The 19,857-nt window shown below is 36.2% G+C and carries 15 protein-coding genes and 1 riboswitch; of the genes, 9 read left to right on the forward strand and 6 right to left on the reverse strand.

From position 1 onward, the window contains the following. Positions 1–370 precede the first annotated feature (370 nt). The gene (gene pruA / locus BAZ10_RS09110) at positions 371–1,996 is read left to right on the forward strand and encodes an L-glutamate gamma-semialdehyde dehydrogenase (protein WP_078771777.1); all 1,626 of its coding nucleotides are present in this window, start codon (positions 371–373) and stop codon (positions 1,994–1,996) included. A 1,314-nt stretch (positions 1,997–3,310) separates the two neighbouring features. Here the strand turns inward: pruA and BAZ10_RS09115 are convergent. Continuing rightward, the gene (locus BAZ10_RS09115) at positions 3,311–3,787 is read right to left on the reverse strand and encodes an Lrp/AsnC family transcriptional regulator (RefSeq protein WP_078771778.1); all 477 of its coding nucleotides are present in this window, start codon (positions 3,785–3,787) and stop codon (positions 3,311–3,313) included. Positions 3,788–3,929: 142 nt separating this feature from the next. Then, positions 3,930–4,107: riboswitch (cobalamin riboswitch) on the forward strand. A 149-nt stretch (positions 4,108–4,256) separates the two neighbouring features. Here BAZ10_RS09115 and metE point away from each other — a divergent pair. From metE to BAZ10_RS09135, 4 genes are all read left to right on the forward strand, one after another. Further along, positions 4,257–6,575, forward strand: a complete 2,319-nt coding sequence (gene metE / locus BAZ10_RS09120; protein WP_078771779.1) for a 5-methyltetrahydropteroyltriglutamate--homocysteine S-methyltransferase — start codon at positions 4,257–4,259, stop codon at positions 6,573–6,575. Positions 6,576–6,648: 73 nt separating this feature from the next. After that, positions 6,649–7,824 carry a thioredoxin family protein gene (locus BAZ10_RS09125; protein WP_078771780.1) on the forward strand — a complete coding sequence of 392 codons (1,176 nt, stop codon included), beginning with the start codon at positions 6,649–6,651 and terminating at the stop codon, positions 7,822–7,824. Positions 7,825–7,923: 99 nt separating this feature from the next. Then, the gene (locus tag BAZ10_RS09130; protein WP_078771781.1) at positions 7,924–8,490 is read left to right on the forward strand and encodes a DUF3575 domain-containing protein; all 567 of its coding nucleotides are present in this window, start codon (positions 7,924–7,926) and stop codon (positions 8,488–8,490) included. 2 nt (positions 8,491–8,492) lie between these two features. Further along, entirely contained in the window at positions 8,493–8,705 is a 213-nt protein-coding gene (locus BAZ10_RS09135) for a hypothetical protein (RefSeq protein WP_059323295.1), read from the forward strand. A 200-nt stretch (positions 8,706–8,905) separates the two neighbouring features. On the opposite strand, the gene BAZ10_RS09140 is transcribed toward BAZ10_RS09135, so the two are convergent. Next, positions 8,906–10,108, reverse strand: coding sequence for an exo-beta-N-acetylmuramidase NamZ family protein (locus tag BAZ10_RS09140; protein ID WP_078771782.1), 1,203 nt, complete (start codon positions 10,106–10,108; stop codon positions 8,906–8,908). A 4-nt stretch (positions 10,109–10,112) separates the two neighbouring features. Here BAZ10_RS09140 and BAZ10_RS09145 point away from each other — a divergent pair, with 4 nt between their 5' ends. The 3 genes from BAZ10_RS09145 to BAZ10_RS09155 are packed head-to-tail and all read left to right on the forward strand — an operon-like array spanning position 10,113 to position 13,413. Further along, positions 10,113–11,342 (forward strand): ABC transporter permease, encoded by a 1,230-nt coding sequence (locus BAZ10_RS09145; RefSeq protein ID WP_078771783.1) that lies wholly within the window; start codon positions 10,113–10,115, stop codon positions 11,340–11,342. Continuing rightward, the gene (locus tag BAZ10_RS09150) at positions 11,343–12,374 is read left to right on the forward strand and encodes a sulfite exporter TauE/SafE family protein (RefSeq protein ID WP_078771784.1); all 1,032 of its coding nucleotides are present in this window, start codon (positions 11,343–11,345) and stop codon (positions 12,372–12,374) included. A gap of 58 nt (positions 12,375–12,432) precedes the next feature. Then, positions 12,433–13,413, forward strand: a complete 981-nt coding sequence (locus tag BAZ10_RS09155) for a PLP-dependent cysteine synthase family protein (protein WP_078771785.1) — start codon at positions 12,433–12,435, stop codon at positions 13,411–13,413. 54 nt (positions 13,414–13,467) lie between these two features. On the opposite strand, the gene BAZ10_RS09160 is transcribed toward BAZ10_RS09155, so the two are convergent. After that, on the reverse strand, positions 13,468–14,904 hold the full coding sequence (locus BAZ10_RS09160) for a sodium:solute symporter (RefSeq protein WP_078771786.1): 1,437 nt from the start codon (positions 14,902–14,904) through the stop codon (positions 13,468–13,470). A gap of 235 nt (positions 14,905–15,139) precedes the next feature. Between BAZ10_RS09160 and BAZ10_RS19070 the strand changes: the two genes are divergently transcribed. After that, positions 15,140–15,310, forward strand: coding sequence for a bacteriocin-like protein (locus tag BAZ10_RS19070; RefSeq protein ID WP_155759286.1), 171 nt, complete (start codon positions 15,140–15,142; stop codon positions 15,308–15,310). 45 nt (positions 15,311–15,355) lie between these two features. Here BAZ10_RS19070 and BAZ10_RS09165 read toward each other — a convergent pair whose 3' ends face one another. The 3 genes from BAZ10_RS09165 to BAZ10_RS09175 all read right to left on the reverse strand — a co-directional run bounded on the left by BAZ10_RS09165 (position 15,356) and on the right by BAZ10_RS09175 (position 19,735). Next, the gene (locus BAZ10_RS09165; RefSeq protein ID WP_078771787.1) at positions 15,356–17,464 is read right to left on the reverse strand and encodes a type IA DNA topoisomerase; all 2,109 of its coding nucleotides are present in this window, start codon (positions 17,462–17,464) and stop codon (positions 15,356–15,358) included. 118 nt (positions 17,465–17,582) lie between these two features. Next, positions 17,583–18,803, reverse strand: a complete 1,221-nt coding sequence (locus BAZ10_RS09170) for an amidohydrolase (RefSeq protein ID WP_078771788.1) — start codon at positions 18,801–18,803, stop codon at positions 17,583–17,585. Between the two features lie 80 nt (positions 18,804–18,883). Then, complete coding sequence (locus BAZ10_RS09175) at positions 18,884–19,735, reverse strand: helix-turn-helix domain-containing protein (protein ID WP_078771789.1); 852 nt, start codon at positions 19,733–19,735, stop codon at positions 18,884–18,886. Between the last annotated feature and the right edge of the window lie 122 nt (positions 19,736–19,857).

Consider the following 19,857-nt stretch of genomic DNA (forward strand, 5'->3'; position numbering starts at 1 on the left):
ATAGAAAGGGATAAAATTTAACAATAATTATTTTTTAAGTAACCCCAATTACGGTGTTTAGTAAAGGCGGATTTTAGCTTTAAGAACTGATAATAAAATCTCTGATTTTTAACTTACGTGTACTTTAATAATAAATGAAGGTATAAATCCCATGTTTCTAAAGTGTTTAAAAAAAACAATACTCCGCGTATTTTATGTTTATAACTTAGTTTGCAGAGACATAGTACCATTGAATTTTGTAATATTTTAATGGTTCTCGGAGTATATTTTTTGTTGTTTTCAGCCTGTAGAACAGAATAGATATTTTATCTGATATATTTTAAAAAGTGGCTTTTATGTCGTAAATTTGTGAGAATAAATCTAAAAAATTATGTCAAAAGCAATTTCGCAAGTGCCTTTTGCACAAAACGAACCGGTAAAAACATACGCTCCAGGCTCTGAAGAAGTAAAAAGCCTGATCGCTACATACAAAAAAATGTATGCTGAAGAACTGGAAATACCAATGGTTATCGGTGGGAAAAACGTTACAACAAAAGAGAAAGTAACGATCCACCCGCCACACGACCACAAACATACTGTAGGCTTTTATCACCAGGGAACTATGAAGCATGTTGATGAGGCCATTAAAGCAGCATTAGCAGCTAAAAAACAATGGAACGACCTTGGATGGGAGCAAAGAGCAGCGATCTTCTTGAAGGCAGCAGACCTTATTGCCGGACCTTACAGAGACAGAATCAACGCAGCTACAATGATCGGACAGTCTAAGAATGTTCATCAGGCAGAAATTGATGCAGCTTGTGAATTAATTGACTTTTTGCGTTTCAATGTAGAGTTTATGACTGAGCTTTATGCTGAGCAGCCGATATCTGATGCAGGAATCTGGAACAGAGCTGAATACAGACCTTTAGAAGGTTTCTGTTTTGCAGTAACGCCGTTTAACTTTACAGCTATTTCTGCTAACTTACCATCATGTATGGCATTGATGGGTAACGTTGTGGTATGGAAGCCATCCGATAAGCAGGCTTACTCTGCACACGTTATTATGGAAGTATTCAAAGAAGCTGGTGTACCGGATGGTGTAATCAACATGATCTTCACTGATGGTAAAGAAACAGCTGAGAGAGTATTGGCTCACCCTGATTTTGCAGGTCTTCATTTCACAGGTTCTACAAAAGTATTCCAGGGAATGTGGAAAATGATTGGTGACAATATCCATAACTATAAATCTTACCCAAGAATTGTTGGTGAAACTGGTGGTAAAGACTTTGTAATGGCTCACCCGTCTGCTGATGTTGATGCTTTGGCTACAGCGTTAGTACGTGGTGCTTACGAATATCAAGGACAGAAATGTTCTGCAGCTTCCAGAGCTTACATTCCTAAATCTATCTGGAAAGATGTGAAGAAGGTAATGGAAAAACAAATGAAGACTATCAAAGTAGGAACTACTGAGGATCCGTCTAACTTTGTAAATGCAGTAATCGACAGAAACTCTTTCGATAAGTGTAAAGGTTACATCGACAGAGCTGAGAAAGCTAAAGATGCTGAAGTAGTTATCGGTGGTAAGTGCGATGATAAGAAAGGTTACTTTGTACACCCAACTGTTATCGAAACAACAAACCCACACTACGAAAGTATCGAGCAGGAGATCTTCGGACCAATCTTAACAGTTTATGTATACGAAGACAAGAAATGGGCTGAAACACTTCAGTTAGTAGACAGTACTTCTCCATATGCATTAACAGGTTCTATCTTCTCTCAAGATCGTTATGCAATCAACGAGGCTTACAAAGCATTAGAAAATGCTTCCGGTAACTTCTATATCAACGATAAGCCAACAGGTGCCGTAGTAGGTCAGCAGCCTTTCGGTGGTAGCCGTGCATCTGGTACTAACGATAAAGCAGGATCTAAAATGAACCTTCTTCGTTGGGTATCTGCAAGAAGTATTAAAGAAACTTTTGTTCCGGCAAAAGACTATAAATACCCTTATTTAGGTTAATATTCAACCAGATATATAATGAAAGCCCCGGATTTCCGGGGCTTTTTTTGTTTTAATAAAAAGGTTATAAAGGTTATGGATGTTATGAAGTTATAACTGTTAGTTGCAAAAGCGTAAATGTGTTTAATCTGTTTAATCTGTTTGGGAATTATATTTAACACTAAGGCACGAATTGCTTCGTAATATATGATTCTTTATAGCCTTGGCAAGGATTTAAACCTTGCCAAGGCTACTTCTTAATGTCTAAATGGTAGAAATAATTTTGCCTTCAGGTGGAATCTTTGTGTGCTAAAAGCAGTGATATATCAACAATACTTTGCGCTTTTGTGGTTAAACAACTTCTCGATACACGTCACTTTGTTCCGCACTCGAAGTGACGGGATTACCTATTTTGAAAGTACATGTCGTCAGTTCGAGTGAAATTATTAGTAGTGAAGTGGAGAATAATTTTGTATCGAGAACTCTTTTTAAACATTAAGGAATTAAGATAGTTTAGGATTAATCGCAAATTCGCCAAGGAATTTATTTTTAACACTAAGGCACAAAACAGGTTTATGCATGTTATATTTTTAAGACACGAATTGCTTCGCAATATTTTATCAGGTTAGTGAGATTTTCAGTTACGACTCAGAGTATCTATTTTGAATATTTTAAAATCTTTGATTTTCCTGTGCCTTAAAAGTAGTGTTATATCGATATCACTTTTGTGCCTTTGTGGTTAAACAACTTCTCGATACACGTCACTTTGTTCCGCACTCGAAGTGACGGGATTACCTATTTTGAAAGTACATATCGTCAGTTCGAGTGAAATTATTAGTAGTGAAGCGGAGAATGATTTTGTATCGAGAACTCTTTTTAAACATTAAGGAATTAAGATAGTTTAGAATTAACCGCAAATTCGCCAAGGAATTTATTTTTAACACTAAGGCGCAAAACAGGTTTATGCATGTTATATTTTTAAGACACGAATTGCTTCGCAATATTTTATCAGGTTAGTGAGATTTTCAGTTGCGACTCAGAGTATCTATTTTGAATATTTTAAAATCTTTGATTTTCCTGTGCCTTAAAAGTAGTGTTATATCGACATCACTTTTGTGCCTTTGTGTTTATAAACTTTTCTAAACGCAAGGTTTTATTTCCTGTTATACTGTTTTAAAGGAGTATAAAGCCGCTAACGCTTAGTAATGAAATTAACAGCCTTAATATCTAAATGGTGAAATCTTTGTATTCTACAAAAGATAGCATATCGATATCACTTTTGTGCCTTTGTACTTAGATAAATTAGATTAAGCTAGAACTTATAACTATATTCGATTATACCATATTTTCAAAAGGCTGTACACCATATGTATTCTTTACTTCAGCCATTACAAAAGTACTGTGTGTATTTCCGATGCTTGTAAGTGATCCCAATTTGTTAAAAACAAAATCCTGGTAATGCTTCATATCCCGGGCGTGAACTTTCAACAGGAAATCGTAATCACCAGAGACATTATAACACTCAACAACTTCATCAATGTTGTGAATATCATCAACAAAAGTATGACCAATATTACGATCGTGCTGCTTTAGTCGGATATTGCAAAAAACAATAAGTCCCTGATTTAGCTTTTCCGCATCCAGAATGGCAATATACTTCTTGATATAGCATTCTTTTTCCATGCGTTTAATTCTTTCAAAAACTGGAGAAGGTGATAGGTTTACCTGTGCAGCCAGCTCTTTTACGGTCAGTTTTGAGTCGTTGTGGAGGATTTTTAGAAGCCGTAAATCAATTTCATCCAGTTGAAACATAGAATAATTTTTGGTTAAAGGTACAATATTTTGATGTTTACAGAATAATATACTGTGTAAATAATATTTATAATTTATTATACTGAATTTTATATGATGTTATGGAATATAAATTGGCTAAACTAACTTTGTGAAAAATAAAAATAGATCTGTAGAAGTTGGTTTTACCTAGCGGTGAATGAAAAGGGAATCATGTGAAAATCATGAGCTGTCGCGCAACTGTGAATACCATAGAAGGTTTTATCCGTGATCCACTGTGTATGCGGGAAGGAGGATAAAATGGTATAAGTCAGGAGACCTGCCAATTTCTGAACAGGCAACTACTCTCGCGATTTGGAGTTGTGGTCTTACAGTACTTTAGTTTGTGGAGTATCCACGGGCAATGGACTTGTGCTACTGCTTACAGCCTATGGGCGTGTGAGAGTTGTCTGGCTGTGAATACTGGAGATAACTAATAAAATATAATAAAATGCAAACACACAACCTGGGTTACCCGCGTATCGGGAAAAAGCGAGAGCTAAAAAAAGCCTGCGAGCAGTATTGGTCCGGAAAAATTATTCAGAAAGAATTACTGGATGTAAGCCGTAGAATTATCAACGAAAATTTAAAATTACAGCAGGAAGCAGGTATAGATCTTATTCCGGTTAACGATTTTTCGTTTTATGACCATGTATTGGATCTTACGCTTACTCTGGGAGCTATTCCACAACGTTACCACGATGTAATCCTGAATAAGGCCAATAACGAGCTGGATCTTTATTTTGCAATGGCACGTGGTTACCAGAAAGACGGACTGGACATCACAGCTATGGAGATGACAAAATGGTTTGATACCAATTATCATTATATTGTGCCGGAGTTCTGCAAAGGACAGAGTTTTAAATTATTCTCCAACAAGATTATCAATGAGTTTATAGGTGCTCAGCAAATAGGAATAAATGCTAAGCCTGTAATAATAGGACCGGTTTCTTATTTATTATTAGGGAAAGAAAAAGAAGAAGGTTTTGAAAAATTGGATCTTATTGATAATCTGTTGCCGGTATATCTTGAAATACTAAAATCTTTACAGTCTCATGGTGCTGAATATGTACAGATTGATGAGCCTTTTTTAGCTTTGGATCTTACAGATAAAGCGAAAGAGGTTTATACGGCTGTATATGCCAAAATTCAGAAAGAGCTTCCGAAGCTAAAAATTATCCTGACTACTTATTTTGAAGGCTTGGAAGACAATCTGTCTTTAGCATTGTCCTTACCTGTGGATACACTTCATGTGGATTTGGTGAGAAAGCCTGAGCAGTTAGAAAATATACTGGCAGCTATACCAGAGAATCTGAAGCTTTCTTTGGGAGTTGTAGACGGAAGAAATATCTGGAAGAATGATTTTGAAAGCTCACTTCAACTCATCAGAAAAGCTAAGGAACAACTAGGAGAGGAACGTATTCTGATTGCACCGTCCAGTTCGTTGTTGCATGTGCCATATGATTTGGATCTGGAAACTAAAGAAGAAAGCTTACCGGCAGAAATAAAGCAATGGATGGCTTTTGCTAAACAGAAAATAAAAGAAGTAGCATTACTAAGAGATTTATCTTCAGAAAATTCTTCTGATGAAAGTTTAGTTGCTTTTGGGGAGAATAAAAAGGCTATAGAAAACAAAAAAGTTTCCGCGTTGATTCACGATGCGAAAGTACAACAGCAAATGGGCGCTTTGGAAGCGATACCAGTATCCCGTCAATCTGCTTTTGCACAACGTAAAGTGCAGCAGCAGGAAATCCTAAAATTACCACTTTTCCCAACTACTACTATTGGTTCTTTTCCACAGACAAAAGAGGTGAGAAGTTGGAGAGCTCAGTTTAAAAAGGGTGAAATTTCAGCTGAACGTTATACTGATCTGCTAAAAGAAGAAACCAAAAGTACAATTCAGCGTCAGGAAAAAATTGGTATCGATGTATTGGTGCATGGAGAGTTTGAAAGAAATGACATGGTGGAGTATTTCGGAGAACAACTGAAAGGCTTTGCTTTTACTGAAAACGGATGGGTGCAGAGCTATGGAAGCCGTTGTGTAAAACCACCTGTAATTTATGGTGATGTTTCACGTCCGAAACCTTTAACTGTATTTTGGTCTCAATATGCACAATCGTTAACTTCCAAATGGGTAAAAGGGATGCTGACAGGACCGGTAACTATCTTACAATGGAGTTTCGTGAGAAATGATCAGTCACGTAAAGATACTGCCAATCAGATTGCATTAGCGATCCGTGATGAGGTATTGGATTTGGAAAAAGCAGGAATCAGAATTATTCAGATCGATGAACCTGCAATAAGAGAAGGGCTGCCACTAAGGAAAAAAGATGCTGCTGATTACCTGAAATGGGCTGTCTTGGCATTCCGTATTTCGGCTTCTTCCGTAAAAGACGATACACAAATTCATACCCATATGTGTTATTCTGAATTTAATGATATTATCAATCATATTGCGGATATGGATGCGGATGTAATTACCATAGAATGCTCACGCTCCCAGATGGAACTATTAGATGCATTTGCGGATTTTGAATATCCGAATGATATAGGGCCTGGTGTTTATGATATTCATGCGCCGCGTGTACCATCGAAAGAAGAGATGGTGAGACTTCTTGAAAAGGCTGCAAAAGTTATTCCTTCTGCTCAGCTTTGGGTAAATCCTGACTGTGGATTAAAGACCAGAGGTTGGGATGAAACAGAAAAAGCATTGATTGAAATGGTTAATGCAGCGAAAGAAATGCAGAAAGAATTTGCTGCAATAGTTTAATTTTTAAGCTTCAGATAGGGATAATGTCAGAGATGTATGTTACATTTGTTAACGTTTAAAAGAAATATTGAAAATGAAAAAACTGATCTCTACATTATTCCTATTTATAGGATTACTAGCTTTTGCTCAGGCCGGAATTAAATTCGACGAAGGTAATTTTTCCAGCCTTTTGGCTAAAGCTAAAAAAGAAAATAAACTTATTTTTCTGGACGCTTATGCCAGCTGGTGCGGACCTTGTAAATTAATGGCTAAAAATATTTTTACATTACAGTCTGTTGGTGATTATTATAATAGCCATTTTGTGAATGCTAAAATGGATATGGAGAAAGGAGAAGGCGTTGCCCTTGCAAAAAAATATAATGTAAGAGCTTATCCTACTTATCTGTTTATAAACGGAGACGGAGAAATTGTTCACCGTGTATTAGGATATGTTGAGGAAAAACCATTTATCCAGTTTGCTAAAGATGCAGAAGATCCTAAAAGAAATATTGGTGCATTGAAAGCGAGATTCGAAAAAGGAGATACAGATCCTGAATTTCTTAAGAATCTGGCAATGTTGACAATGTATGAAGATGCTAACCTTTCGGGTAGAGTTGTACAAAAATATTTTGCAGTAAAGCCTAATAAAGATTTTACACAGGAAGATGTCCAATTGCTTTTAACCGGATTAATGAATACTGAAGATCCGAGATACGAAATCTTTAAAAGTAAAAAAGAAGAGATTGTAAAAATAGTACCAGCTGCTCAATACGAAGCATTTGATAAAAATATCAAAATGAATACTATTGTTAAAAAGGCATACAATCCGGATACTAAAACATTGAACACAGAATATTTCCTTACGGAAACAGAAAAAGTTTTTGGAAAAGAGCAGGCAGAAAAAATGCTGGTAAGAGTTAAGGCTAGCTATGCTTTGAAAAATAAAGATTTTGCTACTTATGAGAAACTAGCTTTGGAGCAATACAAAGATTTTTCTAAGGCCAATTCAAACGAACTTAATTCTGTTGCATGGAATTTCTTCGAGAATGTTAAGGATAAAAAGTCTTTACAGACAGCAATTCTTTGGGCACAGGAATCTGTGAAGAAAGATGAAAGCTATGCCAATACTGATACTTTAGCTAATTTGTATAATAAAGTCGGAGACAAAAAGAATGCTAGATTATGGGCTGAAAAGTCTGTTGAATTAGCAAAAAAATCTGGTGAAGAATCTGCTGAAACTCAGAAGTTACTGGATAGCTTAAAAAAATAAGCTTTAAAAGTATTAAAGTTATATTAAAAAAGCTGCTTTTAGGCAGCTTTTTTTGTGGGCAAAATCTAAAATCGATAATTTCGTACCGAAAATTTAATTATGAAAAAAATATTAGCGGTTTTTATCCTAATGCTTTCCCTTGGCGGGATGCGTGCACAGGAGTATAAAAATCATATAAAGGGAAATATGCTTTTTGCACCTCTTGGGATTTTGAATGTAGGATATGAACACGCTTTTAATCAGCACTGGACTGGGCAGGCTGATGTTTTTATTTCTCCATGGAAATCTTTTGCAGGAAGAAATTTACAGATTTATATGGGGCATTTGGAGGCCCGTTATTACTTTACAAAAGCTATGGAGAAATGGTATGTAGGAGCTAATGCAGGTATTGGAGTTTACAATATGCAGAAATGGAACTATTGGAATTCTAATATGTATCAGAAAGGATTTAACTTTATGGTGGGTGCAACTATTGGTTATCAGGTGAAGCTAAGCGATCGTTGGAGTATAGATTTATATGTTGGTGGAGGTACTTCTCAAAGTTTCTATCATGGGTGGTATAAAGACAAATACCCGAGACAGCGTTATGATTCTGCACAGGCTTGGAACAAGAGTGGTGAGTTTATTCCGTTCCGCGGTGGAGCAATGATTTCTTATAAATTTTAATCATGAAAGATTTATTTAATAATTCCAAATATTACGTTATTATCGTATTAACCTTTGTTATTGTTTTCCTGATGAATTATATAGGAAATGATGCACCAGATAAATTATCCAGAGCATTAATGAATGGAGGAGCCGGAGCAGTAGGAATTGCCATTGGGCTTATTATTTATCAGCGCGGTAAAGGCGGAGATAATAAACATCACGATATAGACTAAAAAATAAAAGGCTCCGAAATTCCGGAGCCTTTTTCAATATTTATAGAATATTTCGTGCTTTTAGTAGTTGTTATATCAACTGTAAAACCGAAAAACTGTTTGTCTGTAATTTTATTACGAATGTTTTGTATACAACATTTAGCAACAGATATAATACAATTAACTTTGCACTAACTTCTAACTTCTAACTTCGTAATTAGTTAGTTAGGGTAGACAACATATTTCTGTCTAATCTTTTCAAAGTTCTCAAGCCCTTTTTTCCAGGAAGCTTTAATTTGCTCTTGTGATTGTCCGCTTATAATTTGTTTCCTTAACTGATCAGACCCGGCAAGTGTATCGAAGAAAAGGTTTTTCAGGAAAAAATCACCTTTACCTACAGGACTTTTGTAATCTTTATAGGCTTTGATTAACCATTCCAAATTAATTCCGGTTAATGCTTCCGGATAATTTCTCAGGTCTTCACCGTAACATTCCTGTCCATTAAGAGGTGGGTTTTTGGAACCATAAGACGGTTTTGGGGTAAACTTAAAGCTAAAGTTTTTGGTATAAGGGGATCCATAAGCCTGGAAAGGAAATTCTGTTCCGCGCCCCAGAGATACATTGGCTCCTTCGAAAAAGCAAAGACTTGGATACAGGTTTATTGCTTTATCATTCGGAAGGTTAGGTGATGGTTTCTCCAATATACCATAACGTTGCTTCTTGTGGTAGTTAGCCATTTTCACAACAGTGTATTTAGCTTTAATATTATTCTTAAGCCAGCCTTCACCGTTTACCATATTACCATACTCACCAATTGTTAAACCATATACAACCGGAATTTCGTGCATGCCTACAAAAGAAGTCCATTTTTTATTCAGTATTGGTCCGTCGGTATAGCCGTCGTGTGGATTGGGTCTGTCCAGTACAATAACTTCTTTACCAGCTTCCGCAGCAGCTTCCATTACATAGGTTAATGTTGAGATGTAAGTATAAAATCTTACTCCGACATCCTGTAAGTCGAAAAGGATAATATCGGAATCACTGATTTGTTCCGGTTTGGGTTTTCTGTTGTTTCCGTATAATGAAACAATAGGTAAACCAGTTTTTTGATCTGTATCACTTTTAACGTGTTCTCCAGCATCAGCATTTCCTCTGAAACCATGTTCCGGTGTGAATATTTTAGTAATATTTACCTTTTTGGAAATAAGAAAATCTACGATATGGGTATGTTTGCTATCGCTTAGTACTCCTGTCTGATTGGTGAGTACGATTATTTTTTTATTTTTTAGCAAAGGCAGGTATATCTCCGGCTGATCGGCTCCGGTTTTAAATGTCGTGGTGCTCTGTGCATTAAAAAATGACTGAAAACCAAAATAGATTAGGCAGATCAGAACTAAATTTTTAATTTTGAGGCTAAAATTCATACGCTTGAAATTTCCTTTATATTATTCACGCAAGATAGCATTTTCCAAGGATAACAAAAATAACCTTTCCCGAATTATCATATTCATCGGAAGGCTTTCTGTAGCACTAGGGATTATAGTATCTCTTATTACAGTTTGTACCGGATTAGGAGCGAAGAAAGCGATTAAGGAAAGAATGGCAGATTTTTCCGGTCATATTTCTGTAAAGTCTGCACAATCAGATAACTCTTATACTTCCTCTGTACTGAATAAAGTTGGATTGGAATATAATAAAATTCAAAAAACTCCTTCCGTTGCCTCTGTACAATCTTATGCTATGGTAAGTGGTATAATGAGGAATGAGAAAAGCTTTGATGGAGTTGTTTATAAAGGAGTGGGTAAAGATTTTGACAGAGAACGCTTCGAAAAATTTATGATTTCCGGAAGTATTCCGAAATATGATGAAAACGGATATAATAATCAGGTTATCGTATCTGGTAAAATTGCTACAGACCTTGGACTAAAGGTAAAAGATTCTATAGTAGCTATATTTTCTAAAGAAGATCAAAAGCCAGTTTACCGAAAATTTGAAGTAGGCGGAATTTATAAAACAGATATCAAGCTTATTGATGATCTTTTTGTAATAGGAGACATTAATCAGGTTCGTAAGATTCAGGGAATGGAAAAATCTGACATTGGCGGACTGGATATTTATCTGAAAGATATAGATGACATAGACAAAGAATACCCTAAGATAGAAGAGCTGATAGGCTATAAAAACTATGCAGAAAAAGCTACGGAAATGTATCCGCAGATTAACGACTGGGTGAATATATTTGATACCAATATCGGGCTGATTATCGCTATTATGCTTATAGTAGTTGTTATCAATATTATTATGGTGTTGCTAATTCTTATTATTGAAAGAACTAATTCTATTGGTGTATTGAAGACATTGGGTGCAACTAATTTTCAGATTCGTTCGGTATTTATTAACAATACACTTCTTATTATGGTTCCGGGGCTTGTAGCGGGGAATCTTATTGGATTAGGATTATTATTTATCCAGAGATACTTTGGGATTATAAAACTGAATCCTGATAATTACTTTATCAGTGTAGTACCGGTAGATCTTAATATTCTTTATATTCTTGGTATTTCTGTAGGAATCCTTCTGATTGCTGCTTTAGCGATGATTGTACCGAGTTACCTGATTAGTAAGATATCGCCCGTAAAGTCTATAAAATATAACTAGATGTTTTATCTGATAGTTTTTGTCTGCAGCTTTCTTGCGTTTGGCATAAGTGCAATATGCGGGGGAGGTGCAGGTCTTATGCTTATTCCTGTGCTTAATCGTTTCTTGCCGGTAGTTCAGGTTCCTGCTGCTTTATCAATTGGTACTGCCAGTAGCTCTGTATCACGGATTGCTATTTTCTATAAAGACATTAATTGGAAAGTTATTCGCTACTTTCTGCCAACTGCTTTGCCGGCGGCATGGTTGGGAAGCTGGATGCTTAGTTATATTAATCCAATCTGGGTAGAATTATTAATGGCTGTTTTCCTTATCAGTAATCTTCCGCAAATCTTTAAAAATAAAAAGAAAGATTATGAAACAGAAAAAGGACTGAGATCATGGTCCTTGCTTATCATTGGTTTCTTTGCAGGATTTATATCCGGAATTACCGGCGCAGTAGGGCTATTGTTCAACAGGTTCTATCTGAGATTCGGAATGACCAATCAGCAGATTGTAGCAACCAGAGCTGCAAACGAAGTAGTATTGCACATTGTGAAGCTTATTATGTATATCTATTTCGGACTGTTTACATTAATGGTACTAAAGGTAGGATTGGTTGTTGCAGCAGCGGCAGTACTTTCTTCCTATGTTATGAAGAAAGTTTTACCAAAGATCAGTATGAAATGGTTTCATCAGATCGGATTCTCTGCGATGGTAATATCTGGAGTCATTATGTTGGTCGGTTTTTTTGCGAAAGCGCAGAAGGATGAAAATGCCAGTTTGTATACCTCCTGGGAAAGAAAAGGATTCAGAAGCCATTTAACATGGTCTGAAGATAACTATACTATTGAATTTAAATGGTCCGAAGGTTTCGAGTTTGAGAAAGTCATTACCTACGACCAGTTACCGGAAGACAAGAAACGTTATGTGGACAGTCTTCCGATTCAGTATAAACACAGAGTATTTGAGGTTGTTAAAAGCTTTTATGGAACTGGTTATGAAGTATATTTTCTGGATGAAAATGGAAAACTAATTAAGAAGCTCGATTTCTAAAAAAGTAATATATTTCTTTTAAATTAAAAAATTACCATAATAATAAATTAAATCATAAATGGAATACGCAAATAATATTCTGGAAACTATTGGGAACACACCATTAGTAAAGCTAAACAGAGTGTTGGGTGAAGATTTCCCTGCTTTGGTTTTGGCCAAAGTAGAAACCTTTAATCCGGGCAATTCGGTGAAAGACCGTATGGCACTGAAGATGATAGAAGATGCAGAAAAGGACGGAAGACTAAAACCTGGAGGAACCATTATTGAAGGTACATCCGGAAATACAGGAATGGGACTGGCTTTAGCTGCGATTATCAAAGGATACAAATGTATTTTTGTAACCAATGATAAGCAATCTAAAGAGAAATGCGATATACTGAGAGCTGTTGGTGCAGAGGTTATTGTATGTCCAACAGATGTACCGCCGGAAAGTAAGAGATCTTACTATTCTGTGTCTAAAAGACTGGCGCAGGAAACTCCTAATGGCTGGTATGTAAATCAATATGACAATCCATCTAACAGACAAGCCCACTATGAAAGTACTGCGCCGGAGATCTGGCAACAAACTGAGGGTAAACTTACTCATTTTGTTGCAGGAGCTGGTACCGGTGGAACTGTTACGGGTTGTGGAACATTCTTCAAAGAAAAGAATCCGGATATTCAGATAATCGGTATAGATACTTATGGTTCTATTCTGAAACATTTTCATGAAACCGGAGAAATTGATAAGTCTTTAATTCATACCTATATTACAGAAGGTATTGGCGAGGATATTATCCCGGAGAATTATGATATGAGTGTTATTGATCATTTCGAGAAAGTAACTGATAAAGACGGAGCAATATATGCAAGAAAACTGGCGCTGGAGGAAGGTATCTTCTGTGGGTATTCTGCTGGAAGTGCTATTGCAGCTTTGGTACAGATGAAAAATCGCTTTACAAAAGATGATGTAGTTGTTGTATTATTACACGATCATGGTAGCCGCTATGTAGGTAAAATTTACAATGATGAATGGATGAAAGCGCAAGGCTGGTTATAAAGCATAAAAACAAAAAAACCTGAAGTTTCTACTTCAGGTTTTTTTGTGGGTAATTTATTTCTTTCTGATCAGGAATAATCCGATAAATGTTAGTAATCCGTTGATAAGCAACAGCTCCAATCCTATTTTAAAATCTCCGAAAATCTGCTCCTGATATTTATCGATAAAATAACTGATTATAGGTGCAGCAACACATACGTAAGGTACCAAATGGTCTTTTACTGTGTACTTTGTGAAAATTCCGAAGACAAATAAACCTAATAATGGTCCATATGTAAAGCCTGCTAATTTCAGGATAATCCCGATCATGGAACTGTCATTGATCCATTTAAAAACAAGCACCATAATAAGGAAAGATATTGCAACAATAATGTGCACTCTCTTTCTTACTTTTTCCTGCTTCTTCTCTTCCCAGCCTTTGTTTTTAATATTCAGAATGTCAATGCAGAAAGAAGAGGTAAGGGCTGTCATCGCACCATCTGCGCTTGGAAATAAAGCGGAAATTAATGCAATAATAAAGATAACAGAAATTACAGGAGACATATGCTCCAGAGCGATTGCCGGGAACAAACCATCACCAACAGCTGCAACATGCTCTCTGGCTCCATAGAGGTGTAATAATCCTCCCATATAAAGGAATAAACCAATAACTACCAACATAATAAAGCCAAGGCTTACCATATTTTTCTGAGAATCTTTCAGGTTGGTTACAGAAAGGCTCTTTTGCATCATTTCCTGATCTATACCTGTCATGGTAATTGTAATAAAAGCTCCGGCAATAATCTGTTTAATAAAGAAATTCTTCTCCATAGGATCTGTACCAAATATCTGAGTATATCCCTTTTCATGCATTGCTGTAAGACTTTCACCTACACTTATTCCCATATGTGAAAGCATATAAATTGTGCAGATAATTAATCCGCCCAGCATACATGAAGTTTGGAGAGTATCTGTCCATACAATAGTTTTCACACCACCTTCGTAGGTGTACAGAATAATCATTCCCAGAATAATAATAGTTGTAGCAATAAAAGGAACACCTAGTTTATCCAGAATGGTCATCTGCAGGATATTAACAACCAGGTAAAGTCTTGCAGTGGCGCCTACTAAACGCGAAATAATAAAAATTGTAGCTCCGGTTTTTTCGGATAATTTTCCCATTCGCTGCTGTAGATAGCTGTATATAGAGGTGAGTTTTAAACGATAGTAGAGTGGGAGAAGTACATAGGCGATAATAATGTATCCTATAAGGTATCCCAGTGTAATCTGTAAATAGCCGAAATTATCTTTTCCGACTGCACCCGGTACGCTCACAAATGTGACACCAGATAAAGAGGTGCCAATCATCCCGAAGGCGACCAGCATCCAGTTACTGTTACGGTTTCCGATAAAAAAACTTTCATTATTACTTCCCTTTCCGGTTCTGTAAGAAACATAAAGTAGAATAGCGAAGTAGGCGAAAACAATTAATAGCAGTATAACTGGAGACATTAATGAAATTTTAAATTTCACAAATGTAGTTTTTTTTGAATATACAGACGAAGAACTTTGAAATGAAATGAAGAATACGCTGAAACCACATTTAACTCACTAAAAATTGAAATAATTAAAAAATGTTTATGATATTAATATAAAAAAATATATTTTAGTGAAGTTTTAAAGTTATAAATCTTATATATGAAAATTTATAATAATTAATACAACAACCAATCTAAAATAAAATATTATGAAAAATTTAAAAAAACTTTCCAGAGAAAATCTGAGATCTGTTGCCGGAGGTTTGCGTAGTTGCATGGATGGCTGTGGACCAGGAGAATGTTGTTCAAATGGGGCTTGCAGACGAGGGCCTAATACAGGGCCGAGACCATATCTTTGTGATCCACCAATCCTTGACTAAATTCTTAACTGATAAAATAGCCAGAACTTATTCTGGCTATTTTATTTATGCTAACTGTATATTAAAGTTTTCATCAAGAGATAAAACGCCTTCTTTCAGGTCTGTAGAATGTTCTGTAAAACCTTTTAGTTTAGAAGTTTTTCCTTTTGAAACTAAATCCTGTATTTGTTTTTCTGTAATTTTCTTACCAAACAAAATAAAAGGAACTTTGAAACCGCAATTTTTAAAATCGGAACAGCCAATGGCCGTTTTGCCTTTCATCAGATGTTGATCCTTACATTTAGGACACTTTTCCTGCTCCCATTCAATAACCGTACTTTTTCTCGGAGCTCTTTCTTTTTTCTCTTTAACTTCCGGGATCTGATGTAATGATATCACCTTGGCTTTTTCATTAATTACTTTTCGGGTAAGATCTGTAACCATTTGGATCAGCTCTTCCTTGAAATGATTTGCCTCGTAAGCTCCGCTTTCTATTTTTCGTAGCTTAAATTCCCATTCCCCCGTAAGTTCTGGGCTTTTCAGAAGCTCGTCTTCTATAGTATCAATAAGTTCTATACCAGTATTAGTTGCGTATAGATTCTTTTTCTTTTTGTCAATATATTTTCTTTTGAAGAGTGTTTCGATAATGTTGGCACGGGTAGAAGGTCTTCCGATACCATTGTTTTTCATTAATTCGCGCAATTCTTCATCTTCAACCTGCTTTCCTGCAGTTTCCATAGCCCGCAGCAATGTAGCTTCGGTATAAGGTTTTGGAGGAGATGTTTTTCCCTGATGAATAACCGGAATATGTTCACCACTTTCACCAACTTTAAATTCGGGGATATTTTGTTCTTCCTCTTTATTTTTTTCAGAACTCTCCTTCTTGTCCTTGGCATAAACGATTCGCCAGCCAGGTTCCAGTATTTGCTTTCCATTCGCTTTGAAAGGAATCGTACCAACTTTTCCTTCTACCAGTGTATTGGATATTTTACATTCCGGATAGAATACCGCAATAAATCTCCGGGCTACCAGATCATAAACAAGTTTTTCTTCCTTACTCAGATTTTGAGAAGGAGGTACTTCTGTCGGAATAATTGCATGGTGATCAGTTACCTTGGTATCATCGAATACCGTTTTAGACATAGGTATAGGCTGCGATAGTAGAGACTCTGTATATTCTCTGTAGAAATACATACTGCGCAGAATTCCGCCAATTTTTGGATATAGACTTTCGGATAAGTAAGTTGTATCTACACGTGGATATGTTGTATGCTTCTTTTCGTATAGACTCTGGATATATTTCAGCGTACTTTCTGCAGAGAAACCATATTTTCTATTGGCTTCTACCTGCAATCCGGTAAGGTCGAAAAGACGTGGGTTTTTCTCTTTTCCTTCTTTAATCTCAAATGAAACAATCTCAAAAGGATGCTGCTTCAGATATTCCAGTCCTTTTTCCGCTTTTTCCTGAGTTTTTAAACGATCGATGGCTGCATTAAACAGTACTTCCCGATAAGTCGTTTTTAGTTCCCAGTATTCTTCTGTTTGGAAAGCATCTATTTCTTTTTGTCGCTGTACCAGCATTGCCAGTGTTGGAGTCTGAACTCTTCCGATAGAAAGAACAGCCTTATTGCCACCAAATTTTTTGGTGAATAATCGGGTTGCATTTATGCCCAATAGCCAGTCGCCTATAGCGCGGGCATTGCCGGCAAGATATAGATTTTTGTAATCTTCAGCTGGCTTCAGGCTTGCAAAACCTTCTTTTATAGCATCTTCGGTAAGTGAAGAAATCCATAATCTTTTTACCGGTTTATTGCATTTTGCTTTTTGTAATACCCATCGTTGTATCAATTCTCCTTCCTGGCCGGCATCACCACAGTTAATTACTTCTTCACAGTCGCCGACTAATTTTTCAATAACCTTAAATTGCTTTTGTACACCGCCATTGGAAATAAGCTTTATACCAAAGTTTTGCGGGATAATGGGAAGGAAAATTAAATTCCAGGATTTGTACTGAGGTCCATAATCATGTGGCTCTTTAAGTGTGCATAAATGACCAAAGGTCCAGGTGACCCAGTAACCATTGCCTTCGAAATAACCCTGCATAGGAGTATTAGCGCCTAATACTTTGGCGATATCTTTAGCTACACTTGGTTTTTCGGCAATACACAACTTCATGAGAGTCAATTAAGGGGATGCAAATTTCCGTATTTTTTCGAGAACTTTTAGCTCCATTGGGGTGGAAAAATACGGAAATTTATTTTAACTGCTCATTATGAGTTACTCACAAACCAATTTATTTTTGAAAAACAAGATTCCCGTGATGGATCAGGGTATGGACGGGAGCCATTCTGGAAACCGCTTCAGCAGAACAACTTGCATCTACCAGAACAATATTGGCAGCAGCTCCGGCCTTTGGCCATTGCATATTTCCTTTATCATCCAAGGGCGTAATATTCTGTGTTGCCAGTTTTAGCATTCTGGAAAGATTATATTCAGTTCCGTAGCCATAAAGTTCGGCGGCCAATTTTGCTTTTTGAAGCATGTTGCCTGAACCAAAAGTTCCCCAATGATCCTGTACATTGTCATTACCAATTAATACATTTACACCATGCTTCATTAGAGTAGGAATGGGCATAATAGTGCTTTTGAATGGTATGGAAGAGGCGATGCCAACCTGTGCTGCTGCCAGTCGCTCTGCAATTTTTTCAGTTTCAGCAGGAGAAAGATGTCCCAATGCAAATGCATGGCTCACAAATGTCTTGCCTCTCAGTTCAGGATTTTCCAGAGCTTTATTAATCAAAAATTCTATTGTTTTTATTCCGGATTCTCCTGTTTCATGAAGGTGGATGTCTATTCCTTTGTGGTTATCCAAAGCCAGCTGTACAATAAAGTCCATTTGTTTTTCGATATTTCCATCGATGTTGAAAGGATCTAAACCTCCAATAAAATCAACGCTTTTTAATTGTGCAACTTCTTTCATTATAGGAGCTGTATTGGTGTAGTATACTCCATGCTGAGGAAAGGCTACTAGTTCTGCCTGAAAAGAATCTTTTTTATTTTTTAGTGCCAGTTCCAGATGTTCCAGAGATTTTAATCCGGAAGTAGGATCTACATTGAAATGAGTTCTGGCATAATGGGTACCATAAGATTGGATAAACTCTATCAGTTTTTCAGCGCGTTCTACAGAGGTTTTTAGTAATTCAGGAATGATTTTCTGTTCATAAGTGATCATATCCTTTACAGTTCTTCTGGTTTGTGAAACAGCTTTCCATGGAAGTCCGAATAATGTTTTGTCAATATGAATGTGCATATCCTTGAATGCCGGAAGCATAAGATGCTTTTTGGCATCTATAGCTTTTGCATCAGGATTGTTGGGGGTAACAGCTTTTATTGTATTGTTTTCGATTTCTACACAGAAAAGTCCGGTTTTTGTTCTGATAACTTCCTGCTGATCATACTCAAAACCAGTTTCTAAAAGAACGTTTTTTAAGGTATAATTATTTGTTTGTGACATAGGAATGTAATTAATGATGACAAAGTTATTACACCCTGCTTTTGCGGAAGGTGTACAAATTATGCTTTGTGGTGTATAATTTATTTCTTCTCCTTGAACTGTGAAGGAGTCATTCCGGTATGCATCTTGAAAAACTTGGAAAAGCTGGCATGATCGTAAAAGCCTAATTCGTAAACAATTTCCTTTACAGATATATCAGTAGACATCAGAAGCCTTTTGGCCTCTAATAAAGTACGGTTCTGAATCAGGGACGATGCAGAAGCATTCAGGTGCTTTTTGCAGATAATGTTGAGGTAGTTAGGTGAAATGCTTAGCTTGTCTGCATAAAAGTTAACAGAACGTTCCTGCCTGAAAAACTGATCCGTTAAGTCAAGGAATTTTGACAATAGGGGAGAGGAACTGTAAATTTTAAAATCATTAAAAATGCCCTCGGCAATTCTGCTGAGAATAAGTGCGATAATCTTACATCGGGTACTGATGACATCCCATAAAATAGGTGTTATTTCTAATTCCTTGTGAATAGCACTGAATTCATACAGAAGCGTATCGAATTCATCTTCCGAAATACTGATAACGGGGTGCTTGTGATAATAAGCCAGTGGAAAACGCAGAGACGGAGACATTCCTTCAAATAAAGTTCGGCCTATCATAAGTTGATAACCTATGGTTTCGGGCTTTATCTTCCATTGATGTACCTGTTCGGGAAATAAAAGGTGTACCTGATAATCTGATAAAGAATAGTCGATAAAATCTATATTATGAATCCCTTCACCATTTTTAAACAAGAGTATAATAAAAAAATCATGTTTGTGTGGAGAATCAATAGATCTTTCTCCGTGTAATTCATGGAAAAGTAAATCACAATCGGCAGGAATTCCATGATTGAACTCCTGAATACCTAATACAGGAAAATGATCGGACTGATCATTCATATGCGCTATTTTATTTTTAAAAATAGTGATTTTTTATAGTATTTAATAATATTTTTTGTGTTGAATTATGCGATGTGAACTAATCTTAAAAACCATACAGAAACATGATTTATATAATATCA

Origin of the sequence: Elizabethkingia occulta (assembly GCF_002023715.1) — a bacterium.
Classification (GTDB): domain Bacteria; phylum Bacteroidota; class Bacteroidia; order Flavobacteriales; family Weeksellaceae; genus Elizabethkingia; species Elizabethkingia occulta.

Coding starts and splice junctions, on each gene's coding strand:
- BAZ10_RS09125 (WP_078771780.1), top strand. CDS start 6,649: ATGAAAAAACTGATCTCTACATTATTCCTATTTATAGGATTACTAGCT.
- BAZ10_RS09160 (WP_078771786.1), bottom strand. CDS start 14,904: ATGTCTCCAGTTATACTGCTATTAATTGTTTTCGCCTACTTCGCTATT.
- BAZ10_RS19070 (WP_155759286.1), top strand. CDS start 15,140: ATGAAAAATTTAAAAAAACTTTCCAGAGAAAATCTGAGATCTGTTGCC.
- BAZ10_RS09140 (WP_078771782.1), bottom strand. CDS start 10,108: ATGAATTTTAGCCTCAAAATTAAAAATTTAGTTCTGATCTGCCTAATC.
- BAZ10_RS09135 (WP_059323295.1), top strand. CDS start 8,493: ATGAAAGATTTATTTAATAATTCCAAATATTACGTTATTATCGTATTA.
- BAZ10_RS09130 (WP_078771781.1), top strand. CDS start 7,924: ATGAAAAAAATATTAGCGGTTTTTATCCTAATGCTTTCCCTTGGCGGG.
- BAZ10_RS09115 (WP_078771778.1), bottom strand. CDS start 3,787: ATGTTTCAACTGGATGAAATTGATTTACGGCTTCTAAAAATCCTCCAC.
- BAZ10_RS09155 (WP_078771785.1), top strand. CDS start 12,433: ATGGAATACGCAAATAATATTCTGGAAACTATTGGGAACACACCATTA.
- BAZ10_RS09175 (WP_078771789.1), bottom strand. CDS start 19,735: ATGAATGATCAGTCCGATCATTTTCCTGTATTAGGTATTCAGGAGTTC.
- BAZ10_RS09165 (WP_078771787.1), bottom strand. CDS start 17,464: ATGAAGTTGTGTATTGCCGAAAAACCAAGTGTAGCTAAAGATATCGCC.
- BAZ10_RS09150 (WP_078771784.1), top strand. CDS start 11,343: ATGTTTTATCTGATAGTTTTTGTCTGCAGCTTTCTTGCGTTTGGCATA.
- metE (WP_078771779.1), top strand. CDS start 4,257: ATGCAAACACACAACCTGGGTTACCCGCGTATCGGGAAAAAGCGAGAG.
- pruA (WP_078771777.1), top strand. CDS start 371: ATGTCAAAAGCAATTTCGCAAGTGCCTTTTGCACAAAACGAACCGGTA.
- BAZ10_RS09170 (WP_078771788.1), bottom strand. CDS start 18,803: ATGTCACAAACAAATAATTATACCTTAAAAAACGTTCTTTTAGAAACT.